Source organism: Cryomorphaceae bacterium 1068 (assembly GCA_027214385.1).
In the GTDB taxonomy this organism is placed as follows: domain Bacteria; phylum Bacteroidota; class Bacteroidia; order Flavobacteriales_D; family Cryomorphaceae; genus JAKVAV01.
Genome location: JAPVXR010000017.1, coordinates 69,664 through 94,211 on the forward strand (window position 1 = coordinate 69,664; position 24,548 = coordinate 94,211).

Annotated in this window: 21 protein-coding genes; 18 read left to right on the forward strand and 3 right to left on the reverse strand. The window is 43.7% G+C overall.

From position 1 onward, the window contains the following. Positions 1-13 precede the first annotated feature (13 nt). From atpB to O3Q51_16580, 7 genes are all read left to right on the forward strand, one after another. Positions 14-1,192 carry a F0F1 ATP synthase subunit A gene (atpB, locus tag O3Q51_16550; protein ID MCZ4410428.1) on the forward strand — a complete coding sequence of 393 codons (1,179 nt, stop codon included), beginning with the start codon at positions 14-16 and terminating at the stop codon, positions 1,190-1,192. A 38-nt stretch (positions 1,193-1,230) separates the two neighbouring features. Continuing rightward, positions 1,231-1,473 (forward strand): ATP synthase F0 subunit C, encoded by a 243-nt coding sequence (gene atpE / locus O3Q51_16555; GenBank protein ID MCZ4410429.1) that lies wholly within the window; start codon positions 1,231-1,233, stop codon positions 1,471-1,473. Between the two features lie 72 nt (positions 1,474-1,545). Beyond that, positions 1,546-2,034, forward strand: a complete 489-nt coding sequence (gene atpF, locus O3Q51_16560) for a F0F1 ATP synthase subunit B (GenBank protein MCZ4410430.1) — start codon at positions 1,546-1,548, stop codon at positions 2,032-2,034. After that, positions 2,034-2,591 carry an ATP synthase F1 subunit delta gene (atpH, locus tag O3Q51_16565; GenBank protein MCZ4410431.1) on the forward strand — a complete coding sequence of 186 codons (558 nt, stop codon included), beginning with the start codon at positions 2,034-2,036 and terminating at the stop codon, positions 2,589-2,591. The genes atpF and atpH overlap by 1 nt, the downstream gene beginning before the upstream one ends. 9 nt (positions 2,592-2,600) lie before the next feature. After that, positions 2,601-4,181 (forward strand): F0F1 ATP synthase subunit alpha, encoded by a 1,581-nt coding sequence (gene atpA / locus O3Q51_16570; protein ID MCZ4410432.1) that lies wholly within the window; start codon positions 2,601-2,603, stop codon positions 4,179-4,181. 34 nt (positions 4,182-4,215) lie between these two features. After that, on the forward strand, positions 4,216-5,091 hold the full coding sequence (gene atpG, locus O3Q51_16575) for an ATP synthase F1 subunit gamma (protein ID MCZ4410433.1): 876 nt from the start codon (positions 4,216-4,218) through the stop codon (positions 5,089-5,091). Positions 5,092-5,176: 85 nt separating this feature from the next. Then, on the forward strand, positions 5,177-8,866 hold the full coding sequence (locus O3Q51_16580; GenBank protein MCZ4410434.1) for a HAMP domain-containing sensor histidine kinase: 3,690 nt from the start codon (positions 5,177-5,179) through the stop codon (positions 8,864-8,866). Here the strand turns inward: O3Q51_16580 and O3Q51_16585 are convergent. Continuing rightward, the gene (locus O3Q51_16585) at positions 8,856-11,003 is read right to left on the reverse strand and encodes a hypothetical protein (GenBank protein ID MCZ4410435.1); all 2,148 of its coding nucleotides are present in this window, start codon (positions 11,001-11,003) and stop codon (positions 8,856-8,858) included. The two genes, O3Q51_16580 and O3Q51_16585, sit on opposite strands and share 11 nt — an antisense overlap. A gap of 45 nt (positions 11,004-11,048) precedes the next feature. Between O3Q51_16585 and O3Q51_16590 the strand changes: the two genes are divergently transcribed. The 11 genes from O3Q51_16590 (at position 11,049) to O3Q51_16640 (ending at position 22,900) form a co-directional block, all read left to right on the forward strand. After that, positions 11,049-11,825: an enoyl-CoA hydratase-related protein gene (locus O3Q51_16590; protein ID MCZ4410436.1), complete on the forward strand. Its 777-nt coding sequence runs from the start codon at positions 11,049-11,051 to the stop codon at positions 11,823-11,825. Between the two features lie 15 nt (positions 11,826-11,840). Then, positions 11,841-13,334, forward strand: coding sequence for an oligosaccharide flippase family protein (locus O3Q51_16595; GenBank protein MCZ4410437.1), 1,494 nt, complete (start codon positions 11,841-11,843; stop codon positions 13,332-13,334). Then, positions 13,309-13,749, forward strand: a complete 441-nt coding sequence (gene dut, locus O3Q51_16600) for a dUTP diphosphatase (GenBank protein ID MCZ4410438.1) — start codon at positions 13,309-13,311, stop codon at positions 13,747-13,749. The genes O3Q51_16595 and dut overlap by 26 nt, the downstream gene beginning before the upstream one ends. A 6-nt stretch (positions 13,750-13,755) precedes the next feature. Continuing rightward, positions 13,756-14,760 carry a sugar phosphate nucleotidyltransferase gene (locus O3Q51_16605; GenBank protein MCZ4410439.1) on the forward strand — a complete coding sequence of 335 codons (1,005 nt, stop codon included), beginning with the start codon at positions 13,756-13,758 and terminating at the stop codon, positions 14,758-14,760. Next, complete coding sequence (locus O3Q51_16610; protein ID MCZ4410440.1) at positions 14,757-16,478, forward strand: tetratricopeptide repeat protein; 1,722 nt, start codon at positions 14,757-14,759, stop codon at positions 16,476-16,478. The genes O3Q51_16605 and O3Q51_16610 overlap by 4 nt, the downstream gene beginning before the upstream one ends. Continuing rightward, on the forward strand, positions 16,475-17,377 hold the full coding sequence (locus O3Q51_16615) for a DUF4292 domain-containing protein (protein MCZ4410441.1): 903 nt from the start codon (positions 16,475-16,477) through the stop codon (positions 17,375-17,377). The genes O3Q51_16610 and O3Q51_16615 overlap by 4 nt, the downstream gene beginning before the upstream one ends. Further along, the gene (locus tag O3Q51_16620; protein MCZ4410442.1) at positions 17,358-18,572 is read left to right on the forward strand and encodes a peptidoglycan DD-metalloendopeptidase family protein; all 1,215 of its coding nucleotides are present in this window, start codon (positions 17,358-17,360) and stop codon (positions 18,570-18,572) included. Before O3Q51_16615 ends, O3Q51_16620 begins: the two co-directional genes overlap by 20 nt. Before the next feature lie 60 nt (positions 18,573-18,632). Further along, complete coding sequence (gene tatA, locus O3Q51_16625; GenBank protein MCZ4410443.1) at positions 18,633-18,806, forward strand: twin-arginine translocase TatA/TatE family subunit; 174 nt, start codon at positions 18,633-18,635, stop codon at positions 18,804-18,806. Between the two features lie 6 nt (positions 18,807-18,812). Then, positions 18,813-20,249, forward strand: a complete 1,437-nt coding sequence (gatA, locus tag O3Q51_16630; protein MCZ4410444.1) for an Asp-tRNA(Asn)/Glu-tRNA(Gln) amidotransferase subunit GatA — start codon at positions 18,813-18,815, stop codon at positions 20,247-20,249. Positions 20,250-20,354: 105 nt separating this feature from the next. Next, positions 20,355-21,890 carry a LysM peptidoglycan-binding domain-containing protein gene (locus O3Q51_16635; protein MCZ4410445.1) on the forward strand — a complete coding sequence of 512 codons (1,536 nt, stop codon included), beginning with the start codon at positions 20,355-20,357 and terminating at the stop codon, positions 21,888-21,890. Then, positions 21,887-22,900: a DUF4837 family protein gene (locus tag O3Q51_16640; protein MCZ4410446.1), complete on the forward strand. Its 1,014-nt coding sequence runs from the start codon at positions 21,887-21,889 to the stop codon at positions 22,898-22,900. Before O3Q51_16635 ends, O3Q51_16640 begins: the two co-directional genes overlap by 4 nt. A 21-nt stretch (positions 22,901-22,921) precedes the next feature. Here O3Q51_16640 and O3Q51_16645 read toward each other — a convergent pair whose 3' ends face one another. Then, positions 22,922-23,638 (reverse strand): recombination protein O N-terminal domain-containing protein, encoded by a 717-nt coding sequence (locus O3Q51_16645; protein ID MCZ4410447.1) that lies wholly within the window; start codon positions 23,636-23,638, stop codon positions 22,922-22,924. Between the two features lie 2 nt (positions 23,639-23,640). Beyond that, a partial coding sequence (locus tag O3Q51_16650; GenBank protein ID MCZ4410448.1) for a hypothetical protein occupies positions 23,641-24,548 on the reverse strand: 908 nt, incomplete at its 5' end.

The following is a 24,548-nucleotide window of genomic DNA, read 5'->3' on the forward strand; positions in this document are numbered from 1 at the left end:
GAAAACACCGACAATGCTGATGAATACAGCCACTAGAAAAGCTCTTGCGAAGAGCATCCTATTTCTGACTCTTTTTGCTGGTTTTACGTTTAACGTCTCTGCTCAGCACGATCATGACGATCACGACCACAAAAGCGAGTCTCATTCTGATGAAGCACATGCTGAAGAAAGTTCCTTCGACGCAGGTGAAATGATCATGCATCACATCTCTGATGCTCATGAAATCCACATTATTGGTGATTTCGCTATTTATCTTCCTATCATTCTCTATACAGAGGATGGATTTGACGTTTTTTCTAGCTCACATTTTTACCACAATGAGCAGCACGGTTCTTATGTCGATGACGGTGGTGAAGATGTAGATTATCATTATTATACCTACGACGACTATGCGCTTTTTCACGAGCATATCTACTATGACAACAGATCTGGGTCGCTTGAAATCAATCCTGAAACAGGCGAAGCATCCAATGAAGCAGTAATGGACCTCTCGATTACTAAGTCAGTCACGGGAGTGTTGTTTACTTGTCTCTTACTAATATTGATTTTTAGTTCAGTAGCACGCTCTTACAAAAAGAGAAAGGGACAGGCACCGAAAGGACTTCAGTCTTTTCTTGAGCCTTTAATCCTTTTCATTCGCGATGAGGTAGCTATTCCGTCTATTGGTAGTGCGGCGAAAGCTGATAAATTCATGCCTTTCCTACTTACTACTTTCTTCTTTATTTGGATAGCCAATATGTTGGGGCTCATTCCATTCATTGGAGGGTTTAACATTACCGGGACACTCTCAGTTACGATGGTATTGGCAGCATTGGTTTTCATTATTATCACTATAAACGGAAACAAGCACTACTGGGGACATATACTATGGCCTGCAGGTGTACCTCTTCCGATCAAATTCATTCTCGTTCCGATTGAAATCGCCAGTATTTTCATCAAACCTCTTGTATTGATGGTTCGACTTACGGCAAACATCACCGCAGGCCACATCATTATTTTGGCTTTCGTTTCTCTTGTTTTGATTTTCGGGGAGCAAAGCGCCACTGCGGGGTACGGAGTTGGATTCGGAAGCGTATTATTTATGATTTTCATGTTCTTTATAGAGTTATTGGTAGCCTTCTTGCAAGCCTATGTGTTCACACTACTGGCTGCATTGTACTTTGGCGAGGCAACTCAAGAAGGACATCATTAATTACGGCAATTATTAACCCACATAAACACAAAAGCTAAATGGAATTATTAGCTATTATTTTGCAAGCAGCGGCAGATGCCGGATTCGCAGGAATCGGAGCAGGACTCGCAGCTATTGGAGCAGGTATGGGAATCGGTAGAATCGGTGCCTCAGCCCTTGAATCAATGGCTCGCCAGCCGGAAGCTACAGGAGACATCCGTGCAAACATGATTGTTGCGGCAGCACTCGTTGAGGGTGTAGCACTTTTCGCAGTAATCGTTTGTCTTTTGGTTGTTCTCTAAAACAAACAAGGTGAAGATGGCCCTGACGGTTGGTCAGGGCCCTTCATTAAACTTTAATTAAGAGCAAAAGATATGTTATCAGTTAGTTGGGGAACAGTACTTTGGTCATCGATTGCATTTATAATCGTTGTCATCATCCTGGCCAAGATGGCTTGGAAACCTATTTTAGCATCTATCCGAGAGAGAGAAGACTCGATCGATGATGCCTTGAAATCTGCAGATAAAGCCAGACAAGATTTGGCCAATTTGCAATCAAGCAATGAAGAGCTTTTAAAGGAAGCACGACTAGAGCGCGATGCTTTGCTCAAAGATGCACGAGGTACGAAAGACAAAATTATCTCAGAGGCAAAAGAAAAAGCTGAGGCTGAGTACGCCAAAATTTTAAGCTCTGCCAAAGAAGACATTCATAACGAGAAGTTGGCTGCTATTACTGAACTAAAGAAGCAAGTAGCCGAGTTAAGTATTCACATTGCAGAAAAGGTTATTCGCCAAGAATTGAGTGAAGACCAGAAGCAAAAAGATTTGATCGATCGATACCTTGAAGAGGCAAAATTGAACTGATGCATAAGAATTCAAAAACAGCCAGACGTTATGCTAAGGCGCTTCTCTCTTTTGCCATAGATCAAAAAGAGTTAGATGCTGTCGCAGCGGAAATGAAGTTGATTGCTGATACTTGTGCAACCAGTCCTGATTTGGTCACTCTCTTGAAAAGCCCTGTTGTAAAACCAGCAAAGAAACGCGACATCCTGGACAAAATTTTTGTAGGACAAATCGGAACGATTACGCTTAAGTTTTTAAAGCTGGTTACTCAAAAGAAGCGCGAAGATCAGCTTCCTGAAATTGCCAGTGCTTTCCAATATGTATACAGAGAGCACCAAGGAATTGTCACAGCAGAAATCATCACTGCAGTGCCACTGTCAGATTCAGGACGCAAAAAAGCGCTGGATTTCATTACCAAATTATACGACAAAGTAGAGCTTACCGAAAAAGTTGACAAAGAACTCATCGGTGGCTTCATTATACGTGTTGACGACAAGCGATATGACGAGTCAGTTGCACGAAAATTGAACTCTCTAAAAAGAGAGTTTTCAAAAAACCCATACATCTCAGAACTTTAACAATACACCATGGCTGAAGTAAAACCGGCAGAAGTATCCGCCATCCTGAAAGAACAACTCGCAGGATTCAAGTCAGAAGCAGAATTAGAAGAAGCAGGTTCCGTCCTCCAAGTAGGAGATGGTATTGCAAGGATTTATGGACTTTCCAGCGTGCAAGCGGGAGAGCTGATTGAATTCGAAACCGGATTAAGAGGTATCGTTCTTAACCTTGAAGAAGACAATGTAGGAGCGGTTCTCTTGGGTTCTTCAGAAGGAATCAAAGAAGGTGACGTAGTAAAACGTACCGGACTTATCTCATCTATTAAAGTAGGTGAAGGTATGTTGGGCCGTGTGGTAAACACACTTGGTGAGCCAATCGACGGGAAGGGACCTATCCAAGGTGAACTTCTCGAAATGCCTATTGAGCGAAAAGCTCCAGGTGTAATTTACAGACAGCCCGTAGATGAGCCACTTCAAACAGGTATTAAGGCAATCGATGCCATGATTCCCGTAGGTAGAGGACAACGTGAGTTGATCATTGGTGACCGCCAAACAGGTAAGTCTACGGTTGCGATTGATACCATCATCAACCAAAAAGAATTTTACGACAGAGGCGAGCCTGTTTTCTGTATCTACGTTGCCATCGGGCAAAAGGGATCAACAGTAGCTCAAATTGCGAAAACATTAGATGATGCAGGTGCTCTTGATTACACGGTAATTGTAGCAGCAAATGCCTCTGACCCTGCTCCTATGCAGTTCTTGGCACCATTCTCAGGTGCAGCTATCGGTGAGTTCTTCCGAGATACTGGAAGACCTGCTTTGATCGTGTTTGATGACCTTTCGAAGCAAGCAGTTGCATACCGTGAGGTTTCACTTTTGCTTCGACGCCCCCCGGGACGTGAGGCATACCCGGGTGACGTATTCTACCTTCACTCAAGGCTTCTTGAACGTGCAGCGAAAGTCATCAACAGTGATGAAATCGCAGCTCAGATGAATGACCTTCCTCCTTCATTGAAAGGAAGAGTAAAAGGTGGCGGATCCCTTACGGCACTCCCAATTATTGAAACACAAGCAGGAGACGTTTCTGCCTACATTCCTACCAACGTAATCTCGATTACCGACGGGCAGATTTTCCTTGAGTCAAACTTATTCCTATCGGGTGTACGCCCTGCGATCAACGTGGGTATCTCTGTATCTCGTGTAGGAGGAGCAGCTCAAATTAAATCGATGAAGAAAGTAGCAGGTACATTGAAGCTTGACCAAGCTCAATACCGTGAACTTGAGGCTTTTGCCAAATTCGGTTCTGACCTTGATGCAGCTACAATGTCCGTTCTTGGAAAAGGAGCTCGTAACGTGGAAATCTTGAAGCAAGCTCAAAACTCTCCGATGTCGGTTGAAAAGCAAGTTGCTATCATTTACTGCGGAACAAAAGGACTTTTGAATAAAGTTCCCGTAAACCGTATCAAAGAATTCGAAGAAGAATTCATCCACTTCATGGATCAAAAACACAGGGATGCGCTGGATACATTGAAGTCAGGTAAATTGACCGATGAGGTGACTAAAACTATTGAGAAAGTAGCTGCAGATCTCAGCGAGAAGTACAGCAACTAAGTGAAGTTTCGCTTTAATGAAAGCTTAAGCGCAAATGGCAAATCTTAAAGAAATACGATCGCGAATTACCTCGGTAAACTCTACCATGCAGATCACCTCTGCCATGAAAATGGTGTCGGCTGCAAAGCTGAGAAGGGCCCAAGACAAGGTCACTCGCATGCGTCCTTATGCTTTGAAGCTACAGGAGATTTTGCAGAATGTTGGTAATTCGCCCAGCGTTTCTGAAAATGTATATGCTCAACAGCGAGAAGTAAAACGACTGCTCATTATTTCGGTAACCTCAAACAGAGGGCTTTGCGGAGCATTCAACAACAATGTGATCAAGCAGGCAAAATTGATCATTGAAGCACACCCGGGTGCGGAGATAAAGGTCCTTTCTGTTGGAAAGAAGTCTTTTGACGCATTCAAAAAGACGAGTCATGTTCCAGGTGTTGGATATCCTTCAGAGCCTTACACGATATATGAAAACTTGAATTTTGATGAGTCGTCAATCATCGCTCAAAGCGTGATGGATAAGTTTGCTGAAGGCAAGATTGACAAGGTTGTACTGATTTACAACTCTTTCAAGAATGCCGCAGTACAAATTTTGAAAGAGGAGCAGTTTCTTCCGATTTTACCACCTGAGCCAACGGATAGCTTGGTTCAAAGTGACTACATTTTCGAGCCTGGAAAGGATGAAATCGTAAATGAATTAATACCTAAGACTTTGAAAACTCAGCTTTACAAAGCAATATTAGACTCCAATGCTTCTGAGCATGGCGCTCGAATGACTGCTATGCACAAGGCTACCGACAACGCTTCGGAGATGGTAAAAGACTTGAAACTCACATACAACAAAGCGAGACAAGCCGCTATTACAAATGAGATTTTAGAAATCGTAGCGGGTGCAGAAGCCCTAAGCGATTCATAAACATCTCTTTGATGAAAGCTAAACCCCACCGGATGGTGGGGTTTCTTTTTTTGGTGTAATTTCTGCTGTGCAATCAGAACCTACAATGTCTCGAAATCGACTTATAAATCTGCTTTTGATTATCCTCGGCTTAGCCCTCATCTTGCTGGCCGACAGTATATCATCCGCTCTTTTGTCAGAGACAAACAAAATAGATCAAGCAGAAGATTTTGCACAAACACTGGATGAGAAAACGGATAAAGCAGTTCGGGCCATTCACGAACTACAGTCCGATATTGAAGCCTATGGACCAAAACGAGCGCAAGCGCTCAGATCAGAAGGATTTAAAGCTCTCTTTCAGGAAGAAAACATTGCTCTTTTTGTTTTTAGAAACGATGACCTCATTCTCTGGACTGACAATACGATCTCTCCTGAATCTGCAAGGAGGGCAGCAACCCTTGGCACCGAAATTTATCATTTTGAAAATGGTTGGTATCGACTCGTATACTTCACCAATGGTATTGATGAGTATGTTTCTGCCATTCTTATTTCAAGAACTTTCCCTTATCATAATGAATACCTGCTCAGCGGCTTCACAGACGATTTCAAACAAGACAATGTAGAGGCTATCCATCTTACCGGCGCAGAAGGTAGGGTAAAGCTTAAGGCTGATCATCAGAATTTCTATCTATCATTTTCGGACGAAGAATCCAGATCAAAGAAAAAGGCTTTCTTTTTTGCTCTTACTGCATTACTTGGTGGCGGCTTAGTTCTGTTCGCCATTCTCTCGGTCTATCTGGCTGAATCAACTGGTCGAAAAAAATATGTGCTCTTTCCCTCGCTGGTCATCACTCTTGTAGGCCTTCGTTACTTCACCTTGAAAGCAGACTGGCCGTCCGTAACGGCTAACTTAGCAGCATTCGATCCCGTTCTCTACGCTTCTTCCGTCATATCTCCCACCTTCGCAGACTTCCTGATCAATGTGCTCTTAATATTTGTCCTGTCTTTTCTCGCAAGGCAAGGCATGGCTCAGGCCAAAAAAGGAAATGGTGAGCCAAAATTTCTTGTTGCTTTTTTCTTAGGTGGGGCTCTACTGTTTCTTCAAGGAGCGTGGATTAATCAGGTAGCAAAGGAGCTGGTCTTAAATTCATCTGTTCCTTTCGAAATAAATAACCTAAATCAACTTACCCTGAGTAGCTTATTTGGTGTTCTCTCCGTGGGTGTTTTGTATTTCAGCGCCCTGATGATCGCGGACGGCCTCTCGCTTTTTGCCAAAATCAAAGGCTTGATTTTCAAATCCGCACTCTTATCCGGTCTGATTCTAACATTGATTTGGGTCGTTGGAACGCACACGGTCGGAATCAAGGATTTGGCCTTCGTATTGTGGCCTCCATTTGTTTTGATCGCCTTACTTTATTCTCGACTGCTTACCCAATCCACCGTTTTCCGTTTTCCGGAAGGTGCGCTTATTCTCATCGTTTTTTCCTCTCTCGGGGCATACAACTTCAAAAAGTATATGCAACATCGAGAGCAAAGTGAGGTAGAAATCATAGCAGAAAAGCTGGCCATAAACGATGACCCTATTGCTGAAGTGCTCTTTGATGGTCAAATGGAAGAGTTGGTTAGGGACCCGAATGTGAGAACCCTTTTTGAGCAAGAAGAACTTCACTCGAGAGAAACATTAGAAGATTACATCGTCTCGCGATACTTCACCGGATACTGGAGTAAATACGACATCACTCTCCACGCATTTACCACAGATAAGTCAGTCTGGGGAAAACTACCTGCCACCCGACCGAGTGGATTTGATGATCTTGAGAAAGATCTAGTCACATATAGCGATTTGGATAGTTTAGAAGAAGGTTTTCACTTCTTGTACAATGCTCCCGATCGAATTGCCTACATCGGCGTATTGCCCCTGAACTACAACTTACGTGAAACTCCTGACGGATTCCTCATCTTTGAATTTGCCTCCACCCTATTTCCTCAGCAAGTGGGGTTTCCCAACCTGCTGATTGATAGAGAGCTGGGAAGCAAAAAAGAGAATGAGCAATACTCCACCGCGAGATATTCTGATGGGCGATTAACCAATAGCCGAGGAGAATACCCCTACCCATCAAAACCGGAGGTATTCCGAAGACAGATCACAGATGGCATAAAATTTTTCCCGTTAAGGGGTTATGAGCACTACATCTCTGCTTTTAATGATGACGATGTGGTGGTGGTATCCAAAGAGCTTTATGGCCCTCTGGACAAAATAACCATGGTGACTTACCTCAGCGTGATTTATGGAATCCTTTTCTCCTTGATGATTGCCCTGTTTCGCTTTCGCCAAAACAGGGAGTTCTTGCGTCTCAATCTGAACCGAAAAGTTCAGGCGCTATTGGTCATCCTTACGGTCACTACCATGGTCCTGTTTTCATTGGCTACTAAGTATTACATAGAAGAAAAATACAGTGAAAAAAACGAGCGCCTCATCTCTGAAAAAATGCACTCGATCCTATTGGAGTTGGAAAACAAACTCGAAGATGAGGAAGGACTTAACTACGAAATGTCCGATTACCTTAACCGCATCCTCTCTCAGTTTTCGGTCATTTTCTTTACGGATATCAATCTTTTCAATCCTCAAGGCGATTTGATCGCGTCAAGCCAAATGAGGATGTTTAATGAAGGTCTGATCAGCAGAAAAATTGATCCAACTGCATACGCCTACATGCACTATCTGGATCAAATAGAATACATACAGGAAGAGGCCGTAGGAGAACTTTCATACTTATCAGCATACTCTCCCCTTCTCAATAAAAGAGGGGAAATAATTGGTTATGCGAACCTCCCCTACTTTGCCCGACAAACAGAATTGACTAATGAAATTTCGAGCTTCTTGGTATCTGTTATTAACCTCTTCGTGCTGGTTTTTGTACTTTCCTTGATCATTGCGCTCTTCATTTCGCAGTGGATCACTTTGCCACTCCGATCGATAAGGGAAAGCCTTTCGGCAATTGAGCTGGGGAAAGCAAACCGATTGGTGGGTTACAAAGGCCAGGACGAAATAGGATTGCTCGTGGATGAATACAATGCCAAAGTATCAGAGCTGGAAATGAATGCCGCCAAACTGAGTCAGTCTGAACGCGAATCAGCTTGGCGCGAAATGGCCAAACAAGTAGCCCATGAGATCAAAAACCCTCTTACTCCAATGAAGCTCAGTGTCCAACATTTGGAAAGGACTCTCCTCGCTGATGGATCTGTAGATGAGGAGAAGGTAACGCGCGTAATGAAAAATCTAATTGAGCAAATAGACACCCTCACTACCATAGCTAATGCATTTTCGGGCTTTGCAAAGATGCCGAAGGCCAAAGTAGAAACCATCAACTTAAAAGATACGGTAGAGAGTGCCGTAGAGCTCTTCAGCGGATTTGATCGAATAGACTTCGAAACGATCTATCCGGCAAAAGACTCTTGCTTTGTGAAAGCCGATAAAGACCAATCGATCAGACTATTCAACAACCTTTTGAAAAATGCAGTTCAATCGATGACCGAAGAAAGAAGAGGTCATATATCGATTGAGATTAGAGAAGAAACCGATGGCTACGCGACCCTCATTTCCGATAATGGATCAGGTATCGAGAAAAATCAGATGCCGAAGCTATTCATCCCAAACTTTACTACGAAAACCAGAGGAATGGGATTGGGGCTAGCGATGTCGAAAAACATCGTTGAGAATTTTGGGGGAGAAATTTCCTTTACCAGTGAATTGGGCAAAGGAAGTCAGTTTAAGGTTTGGCTCCCTAAGGCCTAAGTTCAAATCGTTTTTTCTTACATGTTCGACTTTTCAAATCCTTCAGACTATCCGAATCGCCAACACTTCCTTTCGAGGAATCTTTGAATTTGATTTTTCCCTTTCCATAAAATGAAGATCCTTTTTCAAAAACAATCTCGGCCGAGCCTTCCAAGATCACCTTACCATTTCGAAGCAACTCCAAATCACCACCTTCTTCCACAACTATTTTGCTGTCTTTAAGAAGCCGTACTTCCTCTCCAATTGTCAATTTAGCTCCACTTTTTATACGCAATACTGTCGGTGAAGAAAAGTACACATCGCCGGCCACAGTATCGGGTTCCACGAACCGAGTGATGGTTTTGCCACGATCCAGAGTCAAAACAGACTCCACACAAAGGTCTGTACCCGCTTGGTTGTGGTTGTTCAATAGAATATCCGATCCCGCCCAGCGCCGAGGCTCTTTCAGCAAGGTATCGTTAAATGAAACTTCAACTTTAATGGAAAGATCAGGCCGTGTCTCCAAAATTCTCATCGAAATGCCGTTCAAATAAATTGTATCCGAGTTCTGAGAGTGATTCGATTTGCCCTTTCTTGCGTTCACATGCGTAATCGTCGAGGCAGTAGATGGATTGGTTCCCAAACCAATGTAGTCGACCTCTCCATTCCGCATTCCATAAGAGGGATGTCCTAAATGTGGATGGCGCGTATAGCTGCCATCTCTGTTTCTTCTTGTACTGAGTCGGCGCATATTGTCCCGTTTTATTTCTTCACTGGAATTGGTGTAATAAAAAGGTTCTTCCAGCTCATGATGACCCGTTAGCGGATTCTCAAGTTCGCTTTTCAGGGTATACACGTTATGTGGACTATTGTCGACGCATACTCCCAGATCCAACTTCTCGTCATCCCAAAAGAAATCGTAGGCCCCTGTGGCAGGAAGAGGTTTTAAGTAATCTGCCTTAACATCACTGTATATTCGTTTCCCTTCTTTGACATTTGCATCAATCTGCCTGGTCAGATACAGCCCGGGAAGCGCAGGCTTAATACAATCGTGGTCCTCGTGATTAAATACATCCGTGGGTGAACCATTATTGGCATATGTGGTGTGATTCTCTACCCAAATCCATTGAGGAAACTCATCGTCAGGAATAAATGGAAGCTTTATTCTCAGCGCATCACCTGTAGTCACAAAATCTCTCAGAACAAAAACGCGGGTTCCGTTTTCCGATTGAATATCGCCGTTCACTTCTTGACCCGATTCGTCACGGACGCTGATCAAGTAATCGTTCTCTTTTGGTTTCCAGCCAAGCCAATAACGATCCCAACCCGAAGGCGACAACAGAGCTGAATTCGCTGCTCCCATCATGGACCACCCTCCTTGAAGTGCAGTGACATAGCTTCTGAAATTTGCACTGTTACCCCCTCCTGAGTGGAAATTATTACCTCCGATGAGTAAATGATTGAATTCGTGTTTCAGGATTTTAAATGGCATTCCGTTTCCACCACCAAAAATAGAATAGGAATCAGTGTTGAGGCCTCCAATTCTTCCTCCGCTTGAGGCAGACGCTTGTCCGGTAGCATTGGGAATAGCAGAGAAATTTCTTAAAAATATCATCAAATGATCTACCCCTGAAAATTTTGATGACCGTGTTTTTGGCACTCCTCTTTTCGACTCATCCTCCCAGTAATCGAAATCTGTGAAGCTCAAGTTTTCCGAAGATATTTTTTCAGCAGAATTGAGCCTGTCAACAACTATTTTCAAAATTTTCGATTTGCTCCGACCCACTTCGGATTGCTTTACCGTAATGATTTCAGGATAGTAATCTCCCAAAACAGTCAGCTCTCCGAATGAGCATTCCTTGTAATACCGAGTAAGCGCCTTGAGGGAATTCTCTCCTTCAAATACGTTGAAAATATCATCCTTGTATTCAGGCAACTCATTTACTCTCCAATTCTTATGGCCTTCCAGGTAAGCATCTACCGATGAATCTTTGTCGTGGTCCACTTCTACAAAAACCATTAGAACTCTGATTGACCCACGAGTTGGTAGTACCCATCCATTCTCACTGTTTTCTTGACCAAAAACATATGAGGACAGAAAAAGAAACAGGGCGGGGAGAAAAACGAAATATTTTCGATGGAATAGTAATCCGTACATTTTGATTCAAGAAATTACATTTGCATGAAACCGCAATTCGAAATCATGGACAATATACTAGTAACACAATCAGGGCACCTCAGAGAAATCACGATCAACCGCGCTGAAAAGCTCAATGCGCTGAATTCTCAGCTCATCAAAGATCTCTCCACAGAACTGCACAAAGCGGATGAAGATAAAGAAACGCGTGTGGTGATTTTAACGGGGGCAGGAGAAAAGGCATTTGTTGCCGGTGCTGATATTTCTGAGTTTGCGCACTTCGATGAGGTCCAAGGAAGAGAGCTGAGTCAAAAAGGGCAAGACCTGCTCTTCACGGCAGTTGAACAAATGAAGACTCCGGTCATTGCCGCGGTAAATGGATTCGCCCTTGGAGGCGGTCTCGAATTAGCTATGTCTTGTCACATGCGCATCGCCTCAGAAAATGCTCGGCTTGGTTTGCCTGAAGTAAGTCTAGGGGTCATCCCGGGATACGGGGGCACTCAGCGACTGGCGCAGCTGGTAGGAAAAGGGAAAGCACTGGAAATGATCACATCAGCCCAGATGATTGACGCACAAGAGGCTTACCGACTGGGATTGGTGAATAACATGGTAGCACAAGGTGAGTTATTGGATGAATGCCGAAAATTAGCTGGAAAAATTGCTAAGAATTCTCCTTCTGCCATTGGTTTAGCTATTCGTTCAGTAAATGCACAATATTCAGAAGGAGTTAATGGTTATCAAGTTGAAATCGACTCTTTCGGCGATTGCTTCAAATCAGGAGATTTTAAAGAAGGAACTCAAGCATTTTTGGAAAAACGAAAACCCAGCTTCAAGGGTGAATAAAAACCGCCCCATTTTATGAGTACGCTGCGAAGCCTCCTAGGCCAAACTGCCATTTATGGCGTAAGCAGCATCGTGGGGAGGGTGATGAATTTCTTTATCCTCACTCCTTTTTATACCCGTATTTTCGAAAAAGTCGAATATGGCGCCATCACCGAGTTGTACGCATATGTAGCCTTTTTACTGGTGTTGCTGACTTATGGGATGGAGACCGCATTTTTTCGTTTTGCCTCAAGGGAAAAGGATCCGAGTAAACAGTCACTGGTCTTCAGTACGGCAGCAATTTCTTTGCTTTCCACATCTACCCTTTTTATTGCGTTCATCTACCTTACCGGTGGAAATATTGCTGATGCGTTGGGATATGCCTCCAACCCAGAGTTCATCATCCTGTTCGGGTGGATCGTAGCCATCGACTCGTTCGTGACCATTCCTTTTGCCAGACTTCGCTTGCAAAACAAAGCCATTCGGTTTGCCTCAGTTAATTTGGCAAGCATCGTAGTCAACATACTATTGAATCTTTTCTTTTTTCTCTACTGCCCGAACGCTCTGGAAAATGGAAACGATTGGATTAATCGTTTTTACAATCCCGAATTCGGAATAGGCTATGTTTTCGTAGCTAATTTGGCCGGAAGCCTCACGAAGTTGTTGCTACTATTGCCCGTTCTTACCGGAATGAAGTTCGGCTTCAGCCCAAAGCTTTTCAAAGAACTCCTTCCCTATGCCATTCCCTTACTGGTCTTGGGGTTGGCAGGAATTGTAAACGAAACGTTTGACCGAGCAGCTTTCGAAAGCCTTTCGGGACTACCGGAAGAAGAGGCTGCGGCACAATTAGGAATTTACGGAGCTTGCTACAAGGTGGCCATGCTGCTCAGCATTGGTATCCAAGCATACCGTTTTGCGGCAGAACCTTTTATATTCTCTTTGGCGAAAGGAAATAGGAGCAATCAAGTACAAGCAGACGTGATGAAGTTTTATTTCATCGTAGCTCTGCTTATCAGTATGACTCTCATCTGCCTTGACGATATAGCGCTGCTGCTGATTGGCGAGGAGTTTCGGGTCGGTGCTCAGGTAATTCCAATCTTGCTTAGCGCCTATATTTTTTATGGAGTAGTCTTTAATCTATCCTTTTGGTATAAGCTCAACGATAAAACCATTTACGGGGCAGGAATTGCCATTAGTGGGGCCCTTGTCACGATAGGGCTGAACATTTGGCTGGTGCCAAAAATCGGATATTTCGGCTCGGCTTGGGCTACATTAGCTGCTTATGTCATCATGACCATCATCTCATACAGTCTCATGCGAAAGCATCATCCGATGCCTTATGACCTTGCCTCTATTGGGCAATATGTGCTATTGGCCGCAGTCTTGGTTACGTCCTTTGAGTTTATTGATCCGCAAGGATGGATGAAATACACGGGAGGTGTCGGAGTCATTTTACTATTTACTTTATTCGCTTTTCAAAAAGAAAAAAAATTACTCAAACCGAATGACAACAGTAGAAATCATCAATAAATCACATCACCCCTTACCACACTATGCCACTAAAGGTAGCGCAGGGTGTGATTTGCGAGCAAACTTGTCTGAGAGCGTTGTATTGAAACCCCTCGAGCGAAAATTAATAGATACAGGCATTTTCATTGCGCTTCCCCTTGGAACCGAAGCTCAAATAAGACCGCGTAGCGGAATGGCTTATAAGGAAGGTATAACAGTCTTAAACTCACCCGGAACTATCGATGCCGACTACAGGGGAGAGGTCAAGGTATTATTGGTAAATTTGTCGGCTGTTGAGGCCACTATTCAAGACGGCGATAGAATAGCTCAAATGGTTATCGCGCGTCACGAAGTGGCCAATTTTAAAGAAGTTTCGACGCTCTCTGAAACTCTTCGAGGTGAAGGTGGTTTTGGAAGCACAGGAAAAAAGGACTGATACTGAATGAACATTATTATACCTATGGCAGGCCGCGGAAAGCGACTTCGCCCGCACACGCTGACAGTTCCCAAACCACTTGTAAAAATTGCCGGCAAACCCATCGTTCAACACTTGGTTGAAGACATTGCCCGACTCTTGAATGACGAACCTCTGGAAGAGATCGTATTCGTTACGGGTCGGTTTGGAGAAGAAGTGGAAAACCATCTATTGGATGTTGCTAAAAGTCTTGGCGCTCAAGGCAAAATTGCGTATCAGGACGAAGCTTTGGGTACAGCGCACGCAATTTGGTGTGCCAAAGAAGCTTTGAAAGGAAAAACGATTGTGGCTTTTGCAGACACCCTTTTCAAAGCTGATTTTCAGCTCGACCCAAATGCAGACGGAATGCTCTGGGTAAAGCAAATTGATGATCCATCGAGCTTCGGAGTAGTAAAGCTGAACGATGACGGTCATATCATCGATTTTGTGGAAAAGCCACAAGAATTCGTGAGTGACTTGGCTATGATCGGTTGCTACTATTTCAAGGAAGGACGCGATCTATATACGGAAATAGAGTACCTAATCGAAAATGAGGTGATGAAAGGAGGTGAATACCAACTTCCCGATGCACTTCGTCGAATGACCGAAAAAAACAAAACCTTTTCGCCTGGAAAAGTGGACGAATGGATGGATTGCGGGAACGCTAAAGTGACAATAGAAACGGCAAATCGAGTTCTTGACTTGAAATATGCAGAATCTGAAATTGCTGCTGACGCGGAAGTTATCAATTCAACGATCATCGCTCCATGCTATATAGGTTCGGGTGCGAAGATTATCAATTCAGTAGTCGGCCCAAATGCTTCAATAGGGAGTGCCACAACGATTAAGGATTCTCGCATTTCGCACAGCCTTATTCAAGACAATTCTCAGTTAGTGGGTCAATCACTGGCACAATCCATGATTGGGAGCTTCGTGAAGCTAGAGAGCAAGCCTGCTGCAATGAGTCTCGGCGACTACAACGAAATCCAATGATTCGAACCCTCAAAATATTTTTAGTTTCCGTTCTTCTTTTTGCTGGTGCAGGCTGCAAGAGCACGGAAGGTATTTCTCAAAAGAATTCGGAGACCCCTACCGAACTGACTGAGGCCGAATTTCGCGCTTATCAAACGGCATTTATGGATGCCAGCAAGGAGAAAATTCTGGGAAACTTGAATGATGCTGAGCGTCTCTTCCAAAAGGCCTTAACCATAAATCCACGTAGCGATGCTGCCATGTTTGATTTGGCAAAAATAGCAGTGGAACGAGGAAGACTTGGTGAGGCTGCAACCTTACTGGAACAAGCAGGAGAAATAGACCCTGAGAACCCATGGTACAGGGAATACTTGGCTCAAGTATATGCCGAATCGGGAAGATTGGACGAAGCTATTGAAACGGTCAGAAGCATTATTGAATTACAACCTGAAAAGTACGACTATTACTTCAACCTTGGCTCTCTTTTGAGCGCTCAGGGCAAATACGATGAGGCTCTGAGAGTCTATGATGACCTCGAAGAGCAATTCGGATTGATGGAAGAGATTGCCATGCAAAGGCAAATGATCTATTTGGAGCAAGGGAAAGCAGACTTGGCTCTCGAAGAAGCGAATAAACTGATTGAAATTAATCCGGAAGAAATCCGCTACTATGGAATGAAAGCGGAGATTCTGGAGCAAACCGGACGAAACGAAGAGGCCAAAGCTCTGTATGCTGAAATGCTGGAGTTAGATCCCGATAATGGGCTAGTGCTTTTAGCTCTTTTCGAAATTGCAGAACAAGAAGGGAAATCTACGCAGGCCAGAGAATACTTGACATCAGCCTTTAGAAGCGAGGACTTGGGGATCGACGTTAAAGTCAATATCCTACTCAACCTTATGTCAAATCCTGGCGAATCGCCTGACTATCTTTTCAAGCTTTCAGATGAATTGGTGGCTGCTCACCCCAATAACGCCAAGGCTTATGCGATCCAAGGTGATCTCTACAACAATTTCAACCGACAAGAAGAGGCGCGATCAAAATTTCAAAAGGCGGTAGAAATTGACCCTAATCGCCCTCCTATTTGGCAAGAGATTCTAATCATTAGCTCTACACTCAATGATTTTGAGACAATGCGAACCGAGAGTGAAAAAGCTCTTGAATACTTTCCTCAACAGCCGATTTTTTATCTCTTCAACGGTATTGCATTGCAGCAATTGGGAGAAACAAAAGAAGCGATTGACGCTCTTGAATCAGGTAAAAATCTCGTGATTGACAACAATGAATTACTTGGTCAATTCTATGCCTCACTTGGTGACGCGCACCACTCCCTAAATGATCATAAAGCGAGCGACGCTGCTTATGAAAAAGCGCTGAAGTACTCCCCCACCAACGTGATCGTCCTCAACAACTATGCGTACTATCTTTCATTGAGAGGGGAAAACCTCGAAAGAGCCGAATTGATGGCAAGAAAGGCCAATGATCTTAGTCCCAATCAAGTGAGCTTTCAAGATACTTACGCTTGGGTTCTTTTTAAAAGAGGCAACTTCCAAAACGCACTTTTTTGGATAAAAGAAGCTCTGAAAAACGGAGGAGACGAAGATCCTGATGTCTTGGACCACCACGGTGATATCCTTTGGCAACTCAATGAAAAAGAGAATGCCAAAATTGCCTGGCAAATGGCTCTGGATTTGGGAGGTGATGCGAATCAATTAAACGAAAAAATTGCCCGAGACGAATGAGAAGAATTATCCACCTAATATTCTTCTTTGGATTGTCCCTCCTGATTCTTGAGGGCTGCAAAACGAAGCGCGCTCTTACGAAAAGCCCGCTGGTACCCTTAAATGAAAAAGCCATAATTGAGCAACTTCAAAGCAATGTTTTCGACTTTAATACCTTGAGCGCGAAACTATCTGTGAATGCTGTTACAGAAAAGGAAAACCGCTCTTTCAAAGTTAATATGCGCATCGCCTCAGACAGTGCAATCTGGATGAGCATCACACCTGCATTGGGAATTGAAGCTGCCCGCGCAATGATCACCGCTGACAGCCTCAAGTTTATCGACAAGCTTGCCGACAAATACTATTTGGGGGATTATCGGGCCCTGGACTCACTGTTTGGCTACGAAGCACAGTATGAATTTTTAGAAAACCTCCTGGTAGGGAATCCCATCCAAATTCTAGAAGGTGAAAAATACCAGTCCGTGGTAGATGAACTCTACTACGTGATTCAAACAAAAAATCCGCGAAAAGTTCGCAAGGCTGTCGATCTCTCATTCAAACCATCGAAAGAAGACACCCTGAAGATTGAGACGGAAATAGTTAAGCGAAAAAAGCTCAATAAGGCAGTAGATAAGCTCGAAGAGGAAGATTTGGTCATCAAACGATTCTATGTGCGCTCTGATAACTTCCGAGTTGAAAAAGTTCTTATTGAAGATTTACTCACGCAGCGTTCGTTTCGAGTCGAGTATGGTAATTTTCTAGAGGTTGAGGGCAATTATTTCGCCCATGATGTCGATATCTTTATCGATACACCTAAGGAATCAGGAAAATTTGAGTTTTCTTACTCCAGAATAAAAATCAACGAACCCCAATCCTATCCTTTCAAAGTTCCTTCAAAATATGAACCTCTTTTCCGTTAAGCATATACTGTTGCTTTTAGCTCTGTTCGGGGCTTTGATAGCAGGTGCTCAAGAAAAAGAGAGCTTAAAGAAAGAACGCGATAAAATTTCTGAAGAGATCAGTTTCACGAATAAATTGCTTCAGGAAACCCGTCAGAACCGAAGTAAAATGGAGGGGGAATTGGGGCTTCTAAATAAAAAGATAAGGCTTCGCGAAGACCTGATCGGTAGTATCAAGAAGGAAGTACGACTTTACAATCGGCAGATCGAACGGAACCGCGAACAGATTGCCGAATTGGAATCTGAATTGGGTGAGTTGAAAAACCGCTATGCCGATCTGATCCGCCTGGCTCATCGCACCAATCGCACCCAGGATAGGCTTATGTTCATCTTTGCCTCAGAAGACTTTATTCAAGCCATTCGACGAATTCGCTACTTCAGGCAGCTGGCCGACCTGAGAAAACAACAGGCAGAGGATATTGAAAGCACCAAAGAGAAATTGGTCGGGCTGAATCGTGAGCTGAATGACGGCATCAGTTCCAAAAATGAAACACTCGAGCAAGAGCAAAATGCAAAGCAGGACCTTTCTCAAGACCTTTCCAAACAAAAGGAAACCGTCTCTTCACTGAAAAGCGAAGAACGTAGCCTACTGAGTAAGCTGAAGAAACAGGAAAAGCAGCGAGAAAAGGTCAACAAAGAAATCCAGCGAATAATCGAAGCGGAAATCAGAGCTTCGAAAAAAGATAATGCGGGCGTTTTTTCCTTGACCCCGGAGGCGGCAGCTCTTTCTGCTGATTTTGAAAAAAACAGAGGAAAACTTCCGTGGCCCGTTGAACGCGGCGTCATTACCCAAAAATTCGGGGATAACCCTCATCCCGTTTTAGCAGGAATCATGGTTCCCAACAATGGTGTGAACATTGCCACCAATCAAAACGCTCAGATCAGAGCCGTTTTTGATGGAACGGTATCAGGTGTATTCAGCATTCCCGGAGCAGGGAAAAATGTCATTATCAACCATGGAGGTTACCGCTCGGTGTATTCCAATATGAAAGAAGTATTCGTCTCTAAGGGTCAGAAAATTTCAGCTAAAGAAGCAATTGGCCTCGTACTGACCGACGAAGTAGATGGGAAAACTGAAGCTCATATTGAGATTTGGAAAGTGAGCGAACAAGGCACGGTTAAAGAAGATCCGGCAAAATGGATCGTTCGACAATAGGGCGTATTATTTCTTAACTTTGACAAAAATTTAGATATGCTTCTTTCCATATTTTTAGCAATGCCCGGATATGGCTCAATCATTCTGATTGTGTTAGCGATTTTACTCCTATTCGGTGGCAAAAAAATCCCTGAATTAATGAAGGGACTTGGTCGCGGAATGAAAGAATTCAAAGACGCTACCAAAGAAGATGGTTCCGGTGAAGCCTCCGATTCCAATAAAGACTCAAAGTAAGTCACTTTGAAAAAGTACAATAGCCTTCTCGAAATCCAAAAGGATCTTGACCAAAACAGTCTTGAGCTCAAAGACTTGGTTGGTCAATACCTACATAACATTAAAGACTCTGCTGATCTGAATATCTTCTTGGAGGTATTTGAAGAAGAAGCGCTTGCCAAAGCAGAAGAGATCAGTGAGAAATTTAAAAACGGAAGTGCCGGACGCCTTGCGGGAATGGTCATTGCTTTGAAAGACAATATCTGCTACAAAGACCATCGAGTGGGAGCTGCATCAAAAATCCTTGATGGATTTGAGTCTCTTTACGATGCGACCGTTACCAAGAAACTTCTCGAAGAAGACGCCATCATCATCGGGCGTGTGAATTGCGATGAATTTGCAATGGGTGCTTCCAATGAAAACTCGTCCAAAGGTGTTGTAAAAAACCCGGTAAATCCGGATCATGTGCCCGGAGGCTCTTCCGGAGGAAGTGCAGCGGCAGTAGCCGCAAACTGTTGCCTCGTGGCTTTAGGTAGCGATACCGGGGGTTCTATTCGTCAGCCTGCTGCTTTTTGTGGAGTTGTTGGCTTAAAGCCAACTTATGGAAGGGTTAGTCGCCATGGCTTGATAGCCTTTGCCTCCTCATTTGATCAGATCGGACCCATTTCACACAGCGTATCAGATTCTGCTTTGGTTCTTGAGATCATCGCGGGAAAAGATGAGTTTGACACGACTTCAGCATCAAAAAAGGTAGATGGCTATTCCGAATTAACGGAAAACAAGCCTCTCAAAATAGGATACATCGAAGAATGTATGGAGAATGATGCGCTCGACCCTGAAGTGAAGAAGTCGCACCAGAAACTAATTGAAGAACTAAAAGAGCAAGGCCATATCTTGGAGCCTGTTCACATAGAAGAACTGAAATACTTGGTCCCGGCATACTACGTGCTTACTACTGCCGAGGCATCTTCCAATTTATCCCGATACGACGGAATTCACTACGGTTACCGAAGTGAAAACTCTCACGACATCGATTCTACCTATCGCATGAGTCGAACCGAAGGGTTTGGCCCTGAGGTAAAGCGCAGAATTATGCTCGGAACTTTCGTTTTGAGTGCAGGTTACTACGATGCGTACTATGCCAAAGCACAAAAAGTAAGAAGGGTCATCAAGGAGAAAACTGACAAATTATTGTCTGAATACGATCTCCTACTCTCTCCTACTACGCCCTCTACGGCATTTCGAATCGGAGCAAAGAGCGATGATCCTATCCAAATGTATTTGGAAGATGTATTCACGGTGCATGCCAATTTAGCGGGCACTCCGGCTATCTCTCTTCCTCTCTTTTCACATCCCGAATCTAAGCTTCCCATAGGAGCTCAATTCATGGCGGGTTCTTTCCGAGAGAAACTTCTTCTGACGTTCGCCAACAACTTAATGCAGAGCGAAGCGTTAAAAAATTAGAAGTTTCTTTTACGATTCAACTAATCATAGGTCTAGTTTCGTCGAAAAATGAAAACTTAGATTTACATTTTTCGTATGTCACTATAACCCCTTAAAATTGACTTAATGACTCTTCTGAAGTCGACCTCTGTTTTCTTACTCTCTTTTCTGTTCGCAAGCCTTTGTGAGGCGAGCGTATATCAGGATTCCACCAAGGCTGTTGTAGAAGACACTACTGCTATTAAAATAGCAGCCGATGACCCGATACTTCTGGCCATGGATCAGTCTTGGATGAATATCGGAAAGGAATGGCTGGCCTTTACTTCCGATAGTATGGCTTTAAACATCCACGGCTTTGGTCCTGATTCAATTCCCGCATACGCTGATAGCATTTATGCAAAGAGATTGGCTGCATTGAATGATGCCACTCCATTGGACTTGGATTACAATAAGTATGTACAAGCTTACATAAACGTTTATGCCGTGCGCAGACGCGATATCACCAAACAAGTTCTCGGACTCGCCGCACTCTACTATCCGCTCTTTGAGGAGCAGCTTGATCGTTTTGATATGCCGCTCGAGCTAAAACACCTCGCGGTGGTAGAATCTGCGCTCAACCCTGCTGCAAAATCGCCGGTAGGCGCAACGGGGTTATGGCAATTCATGTACACCACTGGTAAGATTTACAACCTTGAAGTCAATTCTTTTATAGACGAACGGAAAGATCCGTACAAGAGCACCATCGCAGCATGTGAATACATGCAATATTTATACGGTAGGTATAACGATTGGCACTTGGTCTTAGCGGCTTACAACTCAGGGCCTGGAAACGTGAATAAAGCCATCAGAAGATCAGGTGGTAAGAGAACTTACTGGGAGATCAGGCGATACTTGCCTCGTGAAACTCGTGGATATGTCCCTGCATTTATAGCAGTAAACTATATTATGAATCATGCCACTGATCACAATCTCTATCCGATCGAACCCCCGATGCAGTATCCTGAAATGGACACATTACAGATTTGCAAAAGGACCACATTCGATCAAATTTCAAAATTCACCAGTGTTTCCGTAGAAGATTTGGAGAAGCTAAACCCTTCTATGAAAAGAAACATTATACCTAAGTCGGAGAAGTGCCAAACCGTTTATTTACCTGTAGAAGCGGCCGGGCTTTTCTTAGCAAATCAAGATGAGCTTTACAATTTCAATCCCGAAGCACCTCAGGCTGTAGACGGCTACATCGTAGAAGATGTGATAGAGGTTCATGTCGTAAGAAGAGGCGACGTGCTGGGAAAAATCGCCGAACGATATGGGGTAGGTGTGAGTAGCATTCGAGAATGGAACAATATTCGCGGTAATACTATACACCCAGGACAAAAATTGGAAATTCATAAAACAATCCGAACTAAGGTCGGAGAAACCACAGCTCAAAAAACCGAGCCGAAGCAAGAAAAAACCGAACCTGCTGAAAAAGTCGAGACCAAAAAGCCGACGAGCTCAGAAGGAACTAAAGTACACATCGTGCAAAGTGGAGATACCCTTTGGGATATTGCCAAACTTTATCCGGGAGTAAGTATTAATGACATAAAATCGGCCAATTCGGGGCTAGATTCCCGAAGACTAAAGCCAGGACAGAAAATTAAAATTCCACCTTCATCATGACAAAAATCCTTCGCCACCTAAGCCTGCTCATTATCGGAATCCTGCTTTTCTCATCGTGCGATGAAACGAATACGCGAACGCTTCCAAGGCATTCCGGAGAATCAGGAGAGGTCCTATTGGTAATGGATGAAAGTAAGTGGCTAGGCCCTGAAGGAGACAGTCTTCGTCTTGTTTTGGAACAGTATGTTGAGCAATTACCACAAACTGAGTCCATGTTCAGTCTGCTGCAATTTTCTCCAAATGAGATGAGCAGCCTGCTTGAGCAACACCGAAATATCATAGAAATTGAAATCGGTCCCGATGCTGAAGGGAAAAACAAAGTGACCTTAAGCAAAGACAAGTGGAGCAGCGATCAATTGGTGTTCAGATCATACGCCAACAATCGAGCTGAGTGGTATGAACTTCTCAAAACGGAGTTTCCTCGCGTAGTCCAGCTCATCAATGACAAAGAAATAAGCCGGCTTCAAAAGAATTACCGACGAAATGGAAACAAGGCACTAGAAGAAAAAATTCAGAAAAAATTCGGAATAGAAATCCTGATTCCCAACGATACGGAAGTAGCTGTAGAAAAAGAGAATTTCATTTGGATCAAGCGTGAGCGCGTCAAATATTTGGGGAATACCCCTCATGATATCACGCAAGGCTTTATGGTATATCGCTACCCTTATTCAGGTGAAATGGACTTCATTGCTGACAGTCTATTGGCTGTGCGCGATTCCATTCTCAAAAAGTTCGTTCCAGGCCCTCAAGACGGAACTTATATGGGTACAGAGTACAGATACCCGCCAACAACGAAAGAAGTGACTCTGAATGGACAATATGCGGCCTACACAGCAGGGCTTTGGAAAATGGAGAACTACTTTATGGGAGGACCTTTCCGTAGAATTGCAACGAATTCTAAAAACGGCAACGAAATAATCGTAGTGTCGGGATTTGTCTTTGCACCGAAGTTTGACAAGCGCGAGTACGTGAGAGAAGTAGAGGCGGTTTTAGCCGGCCTGAAACTCTGATTTAACAAGCCGAAAACTATCTCAGGCAGAAAATACATCCATCAAAACGGGAAGAGATTTCACCTCTCCAAAACCTTCAAGTTGGAGTCGGTAATACTCAACGAGCGACATCAAGAGTCTTCTGCGCAACTCTGAAGGCAGCTCTATAATACTGCTGTAATCAGCGGCGATCAACGTTGAGAACCCTTCACTGTCAAAGCGATCCATAGTGTGCAATGAACTATTCCTATTTCCTGTAAAGACTCCGTTTTGGAGATCAAAATAGCACGTTCGATCATCGAATTCCCCTTTTGGAAAAAATCCGAAAAACTTAGTGAGCCTAGTCAAAAAGATGAGATGGAAATAGGTGTGATCCGATCCTGAATCAAAATACTGCAATGAAGACGTGATATAGTCAAAAAGGTCTTCATCGGGAGTTTCTTCACGGAGGGATTTATACAGCATCTCCGACAGAAAAAGCTGAATACTCCCTTTTATCGGGTCATAAAACAAGCCACCAGAACCCGATCTTACGCTGATTTCTTTTGCGGTTTGTACGTCGTACTTCTCCCTAAACTGAAAGGTGATATCAACCACTGAAAGCGGCTCCAAAGCAGAAAGTTTATTGCCCCGCTTTCTTCCCAGCCCCCGAACCATAAATGACATAACTCCAAACCTACGTGTGTAGGCGGAAGCGATCATAGATGAACCTGAATAGGGAACCTTTTTAAGAATAAGAGCGTCGGTAGTGGTCTCCACTCCTATTTGATCATTAGTATTTTACTCACGCATTCCGAGTCAGCGCTTTCACTTGAAACCAAAGCAAAATAGACTCCCGTAGCCACTTGTTCTCCATTCAAATTCTTTCCATCCCAAATCGCTCTACCTCCTGTGGATTCCAGCGATGCAACCAAGTTTCCTCTCATATCAGTAATTCTTACGTCGCTGTTTCGCATAATGCCCTCTATAGTAATGGGTCCCGAGTAGTTTTCCCGTACGGGATTCGGGTACACTGTTATGCATTCATTCGAAGGCTCTCCCCCTGTGGCATCTCCTTGGTACGAGAGAATTCCTTCTACCGTAGCTATGAAAACTTCACCTGTTTCATCGTCTACAACGATGTCGTTGATTACATCAGAAAACAACGGACTTTGGTCGGCCGTAAATCTTAAAATCTGTTCTGTTCCGTCTTCCGAAAGTAGAAATACTCCTGACCCGAATGTTCCGATCCACTTGCGGTTTGCTCCGTCAACAGCAATAGCGCTAATACTCTGCGCTTCAAGCAAAAATTGGAAGATTCCGTCCTGTTCTACCAGAATTTGTCGAGCATCACTCGGGTCATTGGTAAAAGCATCAAAAGGAGAATAGAAAACCGCCACTCCATCAGAAGTTCCTACCCATATTTCACCATCCAAATCCTCAGTTATACTGTATACTTCATCTACCGGAAGACCTCCGTTGCCACTTCCTGATTTAAAGAGTTCGAAATTTTTATCCTCTTGGCTTCGGGAAGGTGAAAATGCAGCTACACCACCCCGATTAACAACCATCCATACATCTCCATCGCTGGTAACGATCATTCTGGTGAGAACATTCGCTGCATCAAAATTTCCTTCTAAGTCAAAAGATTCCCAAGATCCATCAGGTCTTAATACAGCCAATGGTTTAT